A 15865-nucleotide genomic window follows, 5' to 3' on the forward strand; every position below is an offset into this window, starting at 1 on the left:
CAGCGCCGTTTTTCGTTCGAAAATAATTTGATTTTAAAATGTGTAGCTTGCAGAAGCCGATAAATATTGACCGCTGGAAGTACCTTCTTTTTTTAATTCTCCGTCTACCCAGATTTGAACTTTTAACGTTGCAGAAGCGTCCACCCCAATTGCATTTACTGCAACATTGGCATTATAAGCACCTGCTTCTGAAGTCACTTCAGGGCTTGACCAGGTAGATCCGCTAAGGCTTGTAGCCGTTGTAGGATTACCGTCTATTCCATATACCGCCACATCAATGTCAGCTCCTGTAGAAGCAATCGCTTTAAAAACCACTTTATGACTTTTCCCGCTTCCCGGAGTATTGTCATCGTCATCATCTTTACTGCAAGATGAAACAAAACCGATGAACATGGTTGCTAATAATACAACAAACCTACCTCTCAACAGTTGACTCATTCTCATTTTTTTCATAATCTTTTTGTTTAAATTTTAGTTACTTTATTTAATATTCTATGATTAGTGATTTGATAACTGCAAAGCTATTAGAGTCCATAAACTTTATCAATCCTGAAAAATGAGTAATTTTTTCTACCTAGATTCAGGTATTTTTTTTGCTAAAATTTTTAATTAAATTGAGCATTTTTAAAAATATTATACAGAATTGATCCATCATGAAGAGATTACTTATCTTATTAAGCTTATTCCTGTCTTTCAGTTTACAGTCCCAGCAAATCATTCCTCTTCATGAGCAACCCTATTTAGACAGCCTGCAAAACATTACAACAACTAATACATCCAACATTCCAAAGGCCAATGCTTATTTCCTGCTGTCCAATTATTACAGAAATATCGATTCTCTTTTGAGCAGGAAGTACCTGGAAAATGGGAAAACATTCATCAAAAACAATCCTTTCCTTTCCGCAAAATATGATTTTTACAAAGCGCAATATTACCTGGACCGGAATAAAGCTAAGGCGGCTATCTTTTATGAGCAGGCCATTAAAGGATTATCAAAATTCAAGACTGAAGAGTCGGACCTCCTTCAGTCTTCAGCATGGTACAGCTATGGAGTGGCACAAAAGGATAAGGAAGGCTACCCTTTCTTGCTCAAGATTATCCTTGAAAAAAGTATTCCGTTGGCTAAAAAATATAAAAACAGCAGAAGTCTGGGATTTTTATATACACAACTTGCCGTTATTCTCATGTATAATGCTGAATTAAAAAAAGCTGAGAATTATAATACTAAAGCTTTAGAAATTCTTGAAAAGAACTACCCGAATTCTGCAGAGCTATTTTTCACCTATCTCAATTCTGCCAACAATTTCTGCTATCAGACCAACGGGGATGAAGCAAAAAAATGCTTGGATAAAGCTGAAAAGCTGATTGCCCCTTACCCGGAATCCTCTGTCAATGCATTTTATTATTACAGTAAAACCCTGTATTGTATTACCAAACAAAAGAATTCTGAAGCACTGCCTGTGATTGAAAAAGGAATTTTTTATGCAAAAAAGTTCAATCAGAATCTGCTGGCACAAATGTTTTATTTCAATAAATATGATATTCTAAGAAAATTAAAGAAATACCATGAGGCTAAAAATGTTCTGGAGGGTATTTTAACAGAAAAATCTCTTGCCCTTGATCTCAATAACCGAAAGACCATTTATAAGCAACTTTCTATACTCAGTGAAGAAATGGGGAATTCCCGGGAAGCATTGGTATGGGAACAAAGGTATTCCGGGCTTAGCGACAGTTTGAATACGGAAAATATAAAACTTGAGATCAATAAGATTGAATCAAAATTTAATGCTGCTGAAAAAGAAAGAAAAATAGCCACTTTAAATGCTGAAAAAAAACAAAAAGAATTAGAAGTCAATAAGAAAAATTCTTACTTATGGGGACTGAGCTTCATTCTGGTATTAGCCTTAAGCCTTTTACTTTTCTTTTTTATCATATTCAGAAAAAACAAAAAGATATCTGAGCAAAAGATCAACGACATCAAACAAAAGGAAGAATTATCACTTACCAAAGCTATTCTGGATGGTGAAGAAAGAGAAAGGGAGCGTATCGCGAGGGATCTTCATGATGGTTTGGGCGGGATGCTTGCCGGCGTTAAAATTAATTTTTCTACCTGGTCGTCCAGTCATTTAGATGCTGAAAAAGATCAGGAGTTTTACAGGATTTTAGGGCAATTAGACAGCTCTGTGAGTGAACTCCGCCATGTGGCTAGAAACCTAATGCCTGAATCCTTACTTAATTTTGGTTTGGAAACCGCTTTGCAGGATCTTTGTGAGTTTTATATCAGAAAAGACCTCGAAATTGATTTCCAGGCTATTGGTATTGAAAAAGATCTGCCCGTAACTATCCAGCTTAATATCTACCGCATTGTACAGGAGTTATTGGCTAATGCTATTAAACATGCTGAAGCCAGTAATATTTTACTGCAATGTTCTCAATCAGGGAAAAACTTTTTGATCACTATTGAAGATAACGGGAAGGGATTTGAAAAAGATATAGAGAAAACCAGTAAAAGTATGGGGCTTCGGAATTTGAAAAACAGGGTCAATTACCTGAGAGGAAAAATGGAGGTGAGTTCAGATACCCAGGGGACAACAGTTAACATAGAACTCAATATTGATGGAGAATAAAAAAATAAATATTGTCATTGTAGACGATCATCCTATCGTCATTGAAGGATTGAAAATGATGCTGAACAATCAATTACATTTTAGTGTTTCGGAAAGTTTCACCACCGGTTCAGAAATCATGGGGTTTATCAGATCACACAAAGCGGATATTATCCTTCTGGATATTACACTGCCTGATGCCAATGGAACGGAGCTCTGCAGAGAAATAAAAAAAATATCCCCGGATACTTCAGTCATTATGTTTAGTAACCGTTCTGAGAGAAGTATCATTATGCAGTCTCTTCAAAACGGAGCCAGTGGTTATATTCTTAAAAACACCTCTATTGATGAATTGGTCGTTTGTATTCAGGGGGCCTACTCGGGAAATATTGTTTTCTGTAATGAAACCAGACAGATTATCAGTAAACCCTCCCTAAATGACCATCCAATACCAAGACTCACTAAAAGAGAAAAACAGATCCTGCAAATGGTAGCAGAAGGAAAAACAAGCATGATGATTGCTGATGAACTGTTTCTGAGTCCTCTTACTGTAGATACACACCGTAAAAATCTATTGCAAAAGTTTCAGGTAAAAAACTCTACTGAGCTCATCACTATTGCCCTACAGCAGAATATGATCTGAAAATAAAAAACCGCTCTAAAAGCGGTTTTAATGATATATTAAATTTTTAAAACAATTCCTCCTCTACCACCAAGGCTACTGATCCACCATCGAATTCCACGTTGACCCCAAAATGATCTTTGAAACCTTACCTGCAAAAAGCCAAATCAGGCCCAGTCATAAAAATCTTTCTTTCATTTATTAAATTGTTTATTATTTAGTTTATTAAAAAATTATAGTAAACTCATTGTGCATGTTGGGACTAGGGTAACAGTTGATAATTATAAAATTTATGAAAAAAAAATATTATTGACAAAGTGATTCTGTGTAATAGAGATTTATTAACCTGTAATTTCCATATATCCCCATGCACGATGAGTATTAATTGCTTTTTCTAATCTGTATGGTATGAGAAATGGTATTTTTATCGGTTTCCATATTGACAATATAGTTTCCTTCAGGATAATTCTGCATATTGATCATATGCTTACCTCCTATCTGGATGATTTGATGCTGTAATTCTGCGAAAATCTGCTTCCCGGTCATGTCATATATTCTGATCGATTTAATTTTAGTATTTGAAGGGATACTCATCCATAGTTTTCCATCTTTTACTGGATTGGGATACATTATCGGTTTTTTTTCTACCTGAATATTTTCCGTAGCAAGGTTAGCATTGGCAGCATACTGAAAGTTTGAAGACTGGGGTGCTGATACCGGTGATATAAGGTTGACGATTGAAAAGACCGCAATTGTTTCTCTATTGTTTTTATACCATATATAATTGATCATTTCTGTCACTGAAGTCGTACCTGCACCGGATGATGTTACAGTACTTACTTTTTTCACTCTCAGCACATTGGTAAAAGTACCAGCAGGTGTTATAATGGTACCATACCCATCCGCTGTAAATACATCATTGGTGGTTGTTGTAATGGTATTATCCGTTACGGAAGAAGTATCTGTAAAAGACTGTCCATACGTAAGAGGAAATATAAGTTCAATCGGGGTATCCGTATAAGCATAGGTAAAATTCATTGTTTCATTACGAGCACCTAAATGTTCAAACTGAGTGTCTGTAAGACGGAACATATTTTTATCAGGGAATTGAGTTCCGGTACTGGGATCAATTAATGCTATATACCGGTTTGCTGTGGGAAAAGCCGAACATTCAGCAATACCCGGACATACTCCCCAGACAAACGTAGCCCCAATCGCTGTTCCTTGAATATTGGAAAAGTCCCAGGTTATATTCGCTCCTCCGCTTCCTGGAGAATACGCTCCCGGCGCAAGGGAAACAGCTGTATTTGGAAAAGTTCCGGTAATTATATCTGCACTTGTAATGGTAGGTTGTGCCTTTATCTGTGTAGTAAAAAGTATACATAAGATAATAATGAGTAGATATTTTGTTTTCATACTTTAAATTTTTGCTTTATAATTTTAAGATTTTGTTTCATACAAGAATTTCGAGTACAAATGTTGCTTAACCAGAGCTAAAAAAAAACTGTACGAATCAATTTTTTATAAAAAACAATAGAACTTTTTATAAAAAGTACGCCTTCAAATACCATATAAAACATTAAAAAACAAACAATTAAGCAATAATCATATATTTCAAATTATCCTTCTGGGTGGGATGTGTTTTGAAAGCATATTAATTTTTAATTTTACGCCATACACCAATGCATTCATAAAAATATCGCGGCACCATAGTAAAAACAGCTATGATGAAACAAAATTTAAATAATGGTTGGGTTTCTGAATATCATAGCATTGGAATGCCGGAAAGAAATTGATGGTGCGTTGAAAAAATGGATAGATAAAGGCAGATATGTTTTAAACCATCTACCGAACTTTTAGGATAATACTTAAAAAAAATAATATGAAAATACAATGTAAAAACAGCTTAAAAAAATTATCAAGAAAAGAACAATCAACAATCATTGCCGGGCAGCTTTCTCTTATTGGTGATGATGGACCTGGTGGTGGCGGTGGAACTAATAATGGCAACGGTTCGGGCACTGTAGATCATTGCTGGAAGATGACGATCAATGAATGCTGTTCTTCAAATATGTGCATCGATCAATGTGCACATCTATGTTCAACTTCCGTATAAGGCTATTTCAATCAGGATCAATTCTCCGCATTTAATTTCTCAATATACTGAAACGGGGTAACTCCCGTTTTTTCTTTAAACGTTCTTGCAAAAGAAATTCCACTTTTATAACCCACAAGATCAGCCAGCGCCTGGGTAGTGTAATTACGCAGTTTTCTATTTTCAGATAATTCCTTCAGAATATAATTGATTCTTAATTCGTTGGTATATTCACTGAAGGATTTCTTCATGTATTTATTGATCGTCTGTGAAAGGTAAGTGGTATTCGTGCCCAGTCTTTTGGCTGCATAGGCCTGGTTAAACTCATTTTTAAGATAGATCTTTTTGTCTTCCAGTTCAAGCAGTTTTTCCATGATCTCAGCTTCTTTTTCATTGCTGATTGTGAAGCTGCTTTTATTCTGATGATTGTTTAGGCTGCTGTTCTTCACCTGAAGTAATATTTCATCCAGCCTGATTTCTATTTTTTTCTTTTTCCGGATCTGAAGCAATAAATATCCTGTAATACAGCCTATCAATACGACCAGTATGATAATAAGAAACAAACGGTTCCTAAGTATAGAAGCACTTTTATTGATCTCTTCATTCAAATTTTTGGAATTGATTTCCCTATAAATATTGGCAATATTTTTCTTTTCCAATTCAGAATTCTTTTGGTACAGCTCAATGAATTTGTTATTAAAAAATTCTACAGAATCTGCTTTCCCTTCTTTTAAATAAATTTTGGATAAATAATCCTGGGCAAAAATATAGTCTATATTTACCCGTGAATCTTTCTCCATTGAATGGGACATTTCCAGAAAACTCTTCTTGGATTTCATATATTCATTCAACTCATAGTAATTCACTCCTAAATTATATTTAAGATTGAGAATTTCATCCTTAAGCTGCAGAGAAGTATAGAGATCCAGACTTTTCAGATAATATCCAGATGCTTTCTGGTAATTTTCCTGCTTGTTATTTAATGTCCCCAGCTTTAGATAAGTGCCTGCCAACAGCTTTTTATCTTTTGTAGAACGAAGCAGTTGATTAAAATTTTGCAGCGCACTGTCTGCATATTTTTTATTCTTATCCGGGTCAGAGATGTATTTATCAGAATACAGGTGACCTAAATTAGAAAACAGGTTGTTGTAAATAATCTCAAAATTCTCCTTTTCATATAGATACTTATTATTCTCCAGAAGCTCAAGCACTTGCCTGGTTTCCGAAATAGCATCATCTGTTTGCTTTATATTAAGCTTTACATAGGCAATATTTCCCTTGATCTTTATATGTTGCCGGATATCATTATTTTTTTGTGCAAAAAAATCAGCCCTTATAAATTTTTTTAATGCTTCATTGGGAGATTCATTGGCCATATCGGTGTTCCCGAGAATATTATATATGTGTGACAGATTCCCATAATTTTGCTCAATTTCAGGAATTTTCTTTAAATAGGTATTAATTTTTACCATATAACCCTGAGTTGCATTTTCCTTTCCGGTAATGGTCAGTAAGTATCTTTTTGCAGTATATGCAAATGCCAGATCAGCATTATTTTTTGAAGCAAAAATTTTATCTACGTACGTTAAAGCACTATCTGTACCTATTTTCTGGTAGATAAAAAATTTATCCTTGTAAGCCTGTATATTTTGTTGGTTCTGTGGAAATACAGAAGAAAATGCAATTAAAAATATCAATATCGTTATTTTTTTCCACATCTATTTTTCGAACTAAAATTAATATTCTAAGATACTTAATTTTGTTCCTAGATTTTAAATAATAAAACAATTTAACAACATTATCTATCAACCTACCAAAGTCAACAATTCAAGATCTAACATTTAAAAAGAAGTTACAACTGATCTTCACAAAAATCAAACGAAAATCTAATACCTGTCAAATGATAAAAAAATAAAAAAACCGCCTTAAAAAGCGGTTTTAATGATATATTATAATGTTTATTTACAATTCTAAGAAGCTGTAATCAATAGAAGCTACTAAAACACCTTTCCCTTTCTTCTTGCTGGTTTTTGCAATTTCACCATCTATCCAAAGGTTGATTGTCAATTCCGAATCAGTTTCGGGAAGTAATGCATTCGCATCCAGATTTAATTGTGCCTGGCTGGAATTCACAAAAAACTCTTCACTCTTCCATGAGGTCCCTACAGGATCAAAGATGTCATTTTTAGTAGTACCCACCTGGGTTACAATAGTTTTAATAACTCCTCCGGTAGTTGTTTTCACTTCGAACTGAACTACATGATCCTGAAATTCATCATCGTCATCTTTTTTACAAGAACTTACAACGGTAATCACAGAAAATAATAAAACGAATAAAAAAGAAAGTCTAAGTAAACTTTTTGATTTGTAAAATTGCTTCATTCTTCAAATAGATTTTTTAATGTTTCAAATATAAGTTTTTTATTAATATAAAAATAACTTTTATGAAAAATTTCCAATAAAGATTTGCAAATAATATCAAATCAGCAAAAAGCAAAACAGATCTATAAAATGCAATAATACAGTGCAAACAGCTAATTGTTAAACATACAATATATTATTTGATAAGTTACCCAACCGAATTATAAAAGGTAAGATTACAATATGATTTATTAATTATATTTGCTGTATGAATTTAGATTATCTAGTAAGAGAACCAGAGAATATCACAGCCAATACTCCTATTCTTTTTATGCTCCACGGATATGGCAGCAACGAACAGGATCTTTTCAGTTTCAGAGAAACATTACCTGCTGATTGGCTTATTATAAGTTTCAGAGCACCCAGAGACACCCAATTTGAAGGGTATTCCTGGTTTGATATTGACTTCAACAACCCGGAGAATTTCATTGATTTAGATCAGGCCAAAGAATCATTGGAAGGTACATTGGAAAGTATATTAAAAATTATCAATCACTATGGTCTTACAGAAAGTAAGGTTCATTTGTGCGGTTTCAGCCAGGGAGGAATATTATGTTATGCCTTAGCGTTGAAGCACCCTGAATTATTTAATAATATTGCCTGTCTTAGTTCTTATCCGGAAGAGAAACTTTTAGATGGTATTGTAAAAGATAAGAAGAAACTTGAAAAATTACGTTTTTTCATATCACATGGAACAGAGGATGCTGTCATTCCATTAGAATGGGGAAGAAAGGCTGCCGACCTGTTGTATGATCTGAGCTGTTATTTTACCTTCAGAGAATATATGAGCGGACATGGTGTCAATCAAAAAAACTATATGGACCTGATGGATTTTTATTCAAAAAACGCATAGCTTTATTTGAAATAATTTCAAGATAAACACTACATTATTGTAGTTTATATAAACATTCCTGCATTTGGAATGTTTTTTTATTTACAATTAAGATAATTTCGTTAAATTCAGTAAATGAAATTCAAACTTCTTTTACTGGGTGTATTGTTTAGCATTTTTATAAATGCCCAGAACTCATTTGAGTTGATCAACACCAAAAAAGCTGTTATTCCTTTTAAATTTATCAATAACCTCATCTTTATTCCGATCACCGTCAATGGAGCAGAACTTACTTTTTTAGTGGATACGGGAGTAGCAGAAACGCTGCTTTTCAGCCTGGAGAACAAAGAGGTAAAGTTAGAAAATGTTGAAAAAATAAAATTTTCAGGTCTTGGGGGAAGCCTAAGTATCGACGGGTTCAAATCTGAGCGTAATACAGCCCGAATTGGGGATGCTGTCATCAATACCTCGATGTCTATTTATATTATTCTTGATGAGGAATTTAATATTTCATCTCATGTAGGAATTCCTGTAAACGGAGTTATTGGCTATCATTTTTTTAAAAATCATCCTATCTCTATAGATTATCAGGCAAAGAAAATTACCATCTATGAAAATGCTGACCTGCTCACAAAGAAGATCAGAAAATATGATGAATTTCCTATTACCATTGAAAAAGATAAACCTTATATGTATGCTGATGTAGAAATGACCCGTGAAAAGAATAGCTCAAAACTTTTGATTGACCTAGGAAACAGCGATGCAATATGGCTCTTCCCTACCCTAATCAAAAATTTTGTATACAACAGACCTAATATTGATGATTTTCTGGGGCGTGGATTCAACGGAGACATCTATGGTAAAAGAAGCAGAATACGCAATTTTTATCTTGGAAATTTTCGATTTGAAAAACCACTGACCGCTATGCCGGATGAGTTTTCTATCCAACATGTTAATTTAGTGGACAATAGAAAAGGTTCTGTAGGTTCAGAAATTATGCGTCGGTTTACTATTATTTTTGATTATGCCAACAAAAAATTATTTTTAAAGAAGAACCGGAATTTCAATGATCCTTTTCATTTTAATATGAGCGGATTAGATTTCAGACAGGATGGATTAGAATGGGGTCATGAAAGAGTACAAATTGAAACTCAGTCTTCGACTGCCAAAACAGATTCAGTGTACAAAGGGGATTCTTTTCAATATAAATTCACGCTGAAGCCTCTCTTTTCCATTTCAGGAGTAAGAAAAGATTCTCCAGCCTATAAAGCAGGTCTCAAAAAAGATGACAAAGTAATCAGCATCAATAGAAATAAAGCTTCAGACATGACTCTGGAGAGTATTATGGAGCTTATGAAATCTTCCGAGGGACAAAGCATTACCATTGTTGTCCAAAGAAAAAATGAGACCTTGACCTTAAGTTTCACTTTGGAAGATCCAATACCTTATCAAGATTAATATAGGAAGTCCAAACAAACCACTTTAGACGGAATATAATCATTATTGGAAACCACCATCTGTCTTTGGCGGATGATGATAATACCGTAATCTATCAAGTATTTGGTCACAGCTCAGCAGTCTGGACATCTTTCAAATTTTCTCCGAATGACTTTCTTGATGATTTACTACGTAGAAAAGTGAATAAAAAAGCGCCGGATACCCTTGTAAACATTCCTGCATTTGGAATATTTTTTATTTACAATTAATATAATTTCGCTAAATTCAGTACATGAAATTAAAATTTATTTTATTATTTTTTTTCTTTGGCATTTTAGGTAATGCACAGAATTCTTTTGAATTAATCAACGCCAAAAAAGCTGTTATTCCTTTCAAACTTATCAATAATCTGATCTTTATTCCTATTAATATTAATGGGGCAGAGCTTACTTTTTTAGTAGACACAGGTGTATCCGAAACCATGCTTTTCAGTATGGAAAACAAGAAAATAAAGCTTGAAAACGTTGAAAAAATAAAATTTTCAGGACTTGGGGGAAGTTTAAGCCTTGATGGGTTCAAGTCTGAACGTAATACCGCCAAGATAGGTGATGCTATGATTAATACCTCCATGTCTCTTTATATTGTTACCAATGAAGAATTCAACATTTCACCCCATATAGGGATTCCTGTAAACGGAGTGATTGGATATCATTTTTTCAAAAACCATCCGGTTTCAATAGATTATGTGGCTAAGAAGCTAACTGTGTATGAAGATACTGACCTGTTTAAAAAGAAAATCAAAAAATTTGAAGAACTTCCGATTACCATAGAAAAAGATAAACCTTATCTCTATACCGATATAGAGATGACCAATGAAAAGAAAAGTTCAAAATTATTAATTGACCTTGGAAACAGCGATGCTATATGGCTCTTTCCTTCTCTTATTAAAAATTTTGTTTATAACAGACCTAATATTGATGATTTCCTCGGACGTGGTTTCAATGGGGATATCTATGGTAAGAGAAGCAGAATTCACAATTTTTATATTGGAAAATTTCAGTTTGAAAAACCACTTACCGCAATGCCTGATGAATTTTCTATCCAGCATGTGAATCTTGTAACAGACCGGAAAGGTTCTATAGGTGGAGAAATAATGCGTCGTTTTACCATTTTTTTTGATTATCATAATAAAAAACTATACCTTAAAAAAAACAGAAATTTTGATGATCCTTTTCATTTTAATATGAGTGGACTGGATTTCAAACAAGACGGCATGCAATGGGCCGAAGAAAGAGTGAAAATTGAGCCTAAACCATATTCAGGTTCTATGAATGAGACCTTTAAAGCAGAATCATTCCAATACAATTTTAGCTTAAAACCGCTTTTTTCAATTGCAGGAGTCAGAAAAGATTCTCCCGCCTATAAAGCCGGGTTAAAAACAGATGACAGACTTATCAGCATCAATGGTAAAAATGCATCAAATATGACATTACAAAAAATTAATGAATTAATGAAATCTTCTGAGGGCCGGGACATTAATATTGTTGTCCAAAGAAACAATGAAACCTTAAAAATAAGTTTCACTTTAGAAGATCCAATACCTTATCAAGATTAAAATATGAAGACCGAAGAAACCACTTTAGACAGAATAAGAACCCGTCCGAGATTTAAAATGTTTACGCATCTTACCAAAGAAGAATATGCAGAAAGTTTAAAAAAATATCTTGCCGGACATAAGGATGAATTTTCCGGAAATATAAACAAAGAGGTGGCTACCATCTCTGTAGAAACAAAATATGATAATTATTGGAAACCCCGCCTGTCTTTGCGGGTAGAAATGGAAGATGACCATACGGTAATCCGTGGAGTATTTGGTCCCAGCTCAGCAGTCTGGACATTTTTCATGTTCCTTTATTTCTCTTTTTCTATTCTCTGGATGACCTTCTTTACCATGTATTATGTAGAAAAGCAAATAAAAAGCGCCGAATACCCTTGGGCATTGAGCGCTTCTTTTGTGATGTTATTTTTTATTCTTCTCACTTATGCTGCAGCAAGATTCGGGCAGCATAAAGGAAAGGAAGAAATGCTTAAACTGAGAAGATTTGCTGAAGAATCGACTTTACAGTTTGAAAAAAAGATTAATTAGACGACGGTTCTACCGGTCTCTCGCTATCAACCGGGGTAGCCATCGCTTTAGCCGTTTTGATAGAATCTGCTACTTTTTCTCTGTTGCTTTGTTCTTTCAGCATCTTGGGAACATCCGGTTCCAGTAATTTGGTCAGCTCTTCCACGGAGATATTATTAGCATTGGGATCATCCAGAAGCTTCTTCCAGGGTCTTCTTCCTCCCCAGTTGTAGTCACCAAATACCATTACCGCTGTTCCTCTCGCTTTTGTAGTAGCACCTCCAGGATTCAAGATCCAGGTATCTGCGTAAGAGTATAACCATTGGGCATCTTTTCTCAGTAATCGTAAGCATGAGTGCGATGCAGGATATCCCGGAAGCGTATATTCATGCCATCCGATCCCTCCAATATTATGGATATTAAAATTATAAGGAAGTTTCCATTCACTGCTTACAGTGGAAATGGAGAGTTTCTTTTTCCAGTTGGCAAAAGTAAGTCCTCTTGTGGTCTGTGCAGCCTTTTTCCCCATACTTGTAGGCCCCCACTTCACCAGACTTCCGTTAGAATAAACAGCATAAGCCTGTATAGGGTATGAAAAGATCACAAACTTCTTTACTCCACTTAATACATCAAGCTGCATAGGGAAAGGTGAATATGCCATCAGGGTGGTATCTATTTTCGCAGGGACTACTAAGGTATCTGCATTCCACTTACTTTTAGAATCCAGCCTGTTTAAAGCTAAAATGGCGGTCCTTTCTTTTTCGTTATATTTTTTACTGAATTCCGCATAGAGAGAATCTCTCATTTTTTTATCTTTTGGGATCACGAAAGCATTGTAAAATCCATTTTCCTGCATTACCGGTGGAACAGATTCTTTCTTGACTACGGGTACGGAATCTTTCTTTATAGAATCAGTCTTCGCTTCAGGACTTCCCGACACAGAAGAAGCTGTATCTTTAAAAGTATCACTTATTTTTTCTATTTCTTTTTTACAGGAAACAAGAAATACTGCGCATAAGCATGCGTATAGAAATAATTTTTTCACAGACATGTTCTTCATAAATAAATTAGGTCACTTAGTTTGGCTACCCAGTACAAATATCAGACCTAAAATCGAATCACAAAAGACATTATGGAAAATACCGTAAAAAAACGGTAATAAAGTAGATTCTTTACAACAATTTATTAGTTTTAGCATAAGTTAACGCTTCGGCAATATTATTTACCCCAATTTTTTCAAAAAGTTTTTTTCGGTGAAACTTCACAGTATCGGCAGTAATGAAAAGTTTTTCAGATATCTCGTTGATCGTCAAACCACTCGCGTATAGACTTAAAATTTCATATTCTCTGGAGGAAAGCTTTATTTTTTCACTTTTTTCCCAGACATCTGTTACATAATCATACTTCAATAGGGTATCTGATCCTTCTTTGCTAAGGACAACATTTCCCGAAGCGCTGCTATTGGAAAGCGAAACGATGCATAAAGCTTTCCACACCTGCCCTTCTTCGGTAAGAAACATCGGGGTAAGCTTGTGATTGACAAGAATAAGGTTCTTTTTACCGTTGATAAGATAAAAGTCGTAAGAGATGGAATACAGTTTCCTTTCGTCTACAGGAATGGTTTCATAAAAATCAAATCCTGCTTTATTGATCTTGATCAGCATCTCTACATCTTCAGGTTTTACATTCTGAAAATAAAAAGCATAGCCCAGCTCCTTTACTTCCTCGGAGCTTTTCCCACACAGGAAGAGAGGATTTTCAGAAACATATTCAAATGCTTTCGTCTGATAATTAATAACGTATAAACTTTGATAAGTGGTTCTTGCCAGTGCTTTTACAGCCTCCAGATAATCTCCGGACTGGCTGAAGTCGATGTCTGCATCCTTACTGACTTCGTTTTTATCATTAAAAAATCTATTAATTTCTTCCATAGGTTTAAAATATCAATCTGTACACTACACAAAAGAGTAGTTTTAGCTTCGATACCACAAATCTACACAAAAGTGTAGCAGTTTTCAAAATACCGTGATTTACTTTTGCGAAAAGATTTTCATGATTGTGCCTTTTTGGAAGATCGTCGCAAGATGGGTTTGAAACCAGCTTTAAAGAAGCTATCAATAAACTCCTTTACTGTTATCAATAACCATGATATAAAGAAGCTGCCAAAACAATTCGGTCATCGTAAAAAGTAGATTTCAACAATGAAGTTTTTATCGTAATCGCCTCGGATAATGGAGGATTATTCAGACTGAAAATATTATAAAACAACGGCCGAATTATAGCAGCCTTCAAAAATCAGAACACTTTATTACTCTATTACTGTCTTACCAGGCAGTATTTTTTTGTGATCAACAGCCCGCTGGGAAGCCTACAATATCGCAAAAATATCTTATCAAACATTATGATAAAGGAGAAAACCCAAACTGGGAAAGGCAATGTGGGAGAAAAAAACTAGAATACTTTAACCTCAATCATTTAGATTATAAAAATTTGCTGCTTTATCAATACTGATATTTAATAATTTGTTAAAGATGCTGTGCCCATATTATCTATAATTTTGACAAAATATCAGTTATCATGTTATACATCATTATGGTAGTTGTACTACAGGCACTTATCACCCTTACCCTATTAATCTCTCTTATCAGAAACCGAGAATCTGTACTGAATATGTTGCTATTATATATTGTGGTAGTAACACTGGATATGGGATATGAATATTTCATTATTCAGAAGTTTGGATATGAATCCGTACTGTATGAAATACCGGGAAGCCTCCGTGTTTTTAAAGGGCTTATTTTCTTATACATTACCACCTATTTAATCAATGCCAGATGGCGGGATAAACTCAAATATCTGATTATTCCCTTAACTCTGGTTGTTATTCATCATGCGATTGCTCTTTCTGCAAAAATTTTCGGCCTTTCCTGGGCAGATATCGCTATTCAATCCTATAAATCCTATTTCATTTATTATAGTTATTATTGGGTAGCCAGTCTTTCTGTATGCATTTATCTTTTAATAAAGCATCGCCACAGCAGTAATCATCCTCTGGCCAGAAATTTCCGGTACTTAGCCTGCTATGTTTTAATGGGAGTATTGGTTTTCTGGGCTGTTTATCAGCTGGGGTTAAATACATTGGTCTATCAAAAGATTTACAGCCTTTTATTTCTTATTCAATTTGGCTGGATTCTGTACGTGTATATGGTAACCTATCAAAACAAAATGAAAGAAGAGCCACAAAATACCTATTCTCTTCCTGTTCCAAAAGAAACATATCAATATAAAGATCTTTCAAAAATAGACTTCATTACCGTACAAAATGCCATTACTTCCTTTTATCAGGACAGTCACATTTATCTGGATGAAGAATTCACCCTGGATCAGCTTTCCAGCCATCTGAAAATCAATAAAGCAGACCTAAGTATTACTTTCAACAAGCATCTTCATTCCAACTTTCACGAATATACCAATAGAAACCGTATTTATCATTTTAAACAGATTTTATCAGAAGATCCTTCTGCCAGTGTTATTGATATTGCATTTCAGTGTGGTTTTAAATCCAAGTCTACTTTTTATAAATACTTCAAAAAGGAATTTGACTGTCTCCCCTCCCAGCTCGTTCATTAGTTACAATAATTTAATATTGGTAAAATATTGATTTACAACACATTTCGCCTCGAACTCAATGAAAGAAGTTGCATAAAATTTAAATGAACTAAAACTT

The 15865-nt window shown here is 34.3% G+C and carries 14 protein-coding genes; 8 read left to right on the forward strand and 6 right to left on the reverse strand.

Translation table 11 applies throughout. The features are described 5' to 3' along the window. Positions 1-33 precede the first annotated feature (33 nt). Positions 34-453, reverse strand: a complete 420-nt coding sequence (locus DRF57_RS10830) for a hypothetical protein (protein WP_115918473.1) — start codon at positions 451-453, stop codon at positions 34-36. A 200-nt stretch (positions 454-653) separates the two neighbouring features. Here DRF57_RS10830 and DRF57_RS10835 point away from each other — a divergent pair, with 200 nt between their 5' ends. Beyond that, on the forward strand, positions 654-2627 hold the full coding sequence (locus DRF57_RS10835; protein WP_115918475.1) for a tetratricopeptide repeat-containing sensor histidine kinase: 1974 nt from the start codon (positions 654-656) through the stop codon (positions 2625-2627). Further along, positions 2617-3249, forward strand: a complete 633-nt coding sequence (locus DRF57_RS10840) for a response regulator (protein WP_115918477.1) — start codon at positions 2617-2619, stop codon at positions 3247-3249. Before DRF57_RS10835 ends, DRF57_RS10840 begins: the two co-directional genes overlap by 11 nt. Positions 3250-3609: 360 nt before the next feature. Here the strand turns inward: DRF57_RS10840 and DRF57_RS10845 are convergent, their stop codons facing one another. After that, positions 3610-4644: a T9SS type A sorting domain-containing protein gene (locus tag DRF57_RS10845; protein WP_115918479.1), complete on the reverse strand. Its 1035-nt coding sequence runs from the start codon at positions 4642-4644 to the stop codon at positions 3610-3612. 466 nt (positions 4645-5110) lie between these two features. Here DRF57_RS10845 and DRF57_RS10850 point away from each other — a divergent pair, with 466 nt between their 5' ends. Continuing rightward, on the forward strand, positions 5111-5344 hold the full coding sequence (locus DRF57_RS10850; protein ID WP_047486943.1) for a hypothetical protein: 234 nt from the start codon (positions 5111-5113) through the stop codon (positions 5342-5344). Positions 5345-5361: 17 nt separating this feature from the next. Here DRF57_RS10850 and DRF57_RS10855 read toward each other — a convergent pair whose 3' ends face one another. Then, positions 5362-7020, reverse strand: a complete 1659-nt coding sequence (locus DRF57_RS10855) for an AraC family transcriptional regulator (protein ID WP_157969886.1) — start codon at positions 7018-7020, stop codon at positions 5362-5364. A gap of 265 nt (positions 7021-7285) precedes the next feature. After that, a complete protein-coding gene (locus DRF57_RS10860) occupies positions 7286-7705 on the reverse strand; it encodes a hypothetical protein (protein ID WP_047486949.1) in 420 nt (139 codons plus the stop codon). Between the two features lie 247 nt (positions 7706-7952). Here DRF57_RS10860 and DRF57_RS10865 point away from each other — a divergent pair, with 247 nt between their 5' ends. From DRF57_RS10865 to DRF57_RS10885, 4 genes are all read left to right on the forward strand, one after another. Beyond that, the gene (locus tag DRF57_RS10865) at positions 7953-8597 is read left to right on the forward strand and encodes an alpha/beta hydrolase (protein WP_047486954.1); all 645 of its coding nucleotides are present in this window, start codon (positions 7953-7955) and stop codon (positions 8595-8597) included. A gap of 114 nt (positions 8598-8711) precedes the next feature. Then, a complete protein-coding gene (locus DRF57_RS10870; RefSeq protein WP_047486957.1) occupies positions 8712-10034 on the forward strand; it encodes a retropepsin-like aspartic protease in 1323 nt (440 codons plus the stop codon). A gap of 271 nt (positions 10035-10305) precedes the next feature. Next, complete coding sequence (locus tag DRF57_RS10880) at positions 10306-11628, forward strand: PDZ domain-containing protein (protein ID WP_115918485.1); 1323 nt, start codon at positions 10306-10308, stop codon at positions 11626-11628. 3 nt (positions 11629-11631) lie between these two features. Next, a complete protein-coding gene (locus DRF57_RS10885; RefSeq protein ID WP_047486964.1) occupies positions 11632-12159 on the forward strand; it encodes a hypothetical protein in 528 nt (175 codons plus the stop codon). Here DRF57_RS10885 and DRF57_RS10890 read toward each other — a convergent pair. Continuing rightward, positions 12152-13189: a L,D-transpeptidase gene (locus DRF57_RS10890; RefSeq protein WP_228450397.1), complete on the reverse strand. Its 1038-nt coding sequence runs from the start codon at positions 13187-13189 to the stop codon at positions 12152-12154. The genes DRF57_RS10885 and DRF57_RS10890 overlap by 8 nt on opposite strands. A 121-nt stretch (positions 13190-13310) precedes the next feature. Next, positions 13311-14069 carry a response regulator transcription factor gene (locus DRF57_RS10895; RefSeq protein WP_047486969.1) on the reverse strand — a complete coding sequence of 253 codons (759 nt, stop codon included), beginning with the start codon at positions 14067-14069 and terminating at the stop codon, positions 13311-13313. A gap of 646 nt (positions 14070-14715) precedes the next feature. Here DRF57_RS10895 and DRF57_RS10900 point away from each other — a divergent pair. Beyond that, entirely contained in the window at positions 14716-15768 is a 1053-nt protein-coding gene (locus DRF57_RS10900) for a helix-turn-helix transcriptional regulator (RefSeq protein WP_115918487.1), read from the forward strand. The last annotated feature ends 97 nt before the right edge of the window (positions 15769-15865 follow it).

Origin of the sequence: Chryseobacterium rhizosphaerae, assembly GCF_003385455.1 — a bacterium.
GTDB lineage: Bacteria > Bacteroidota > Bacteroidia > Flavobacteriales > Weeksellaceae > Chryseobacterium > Chryseobacterium rhizosphaerae.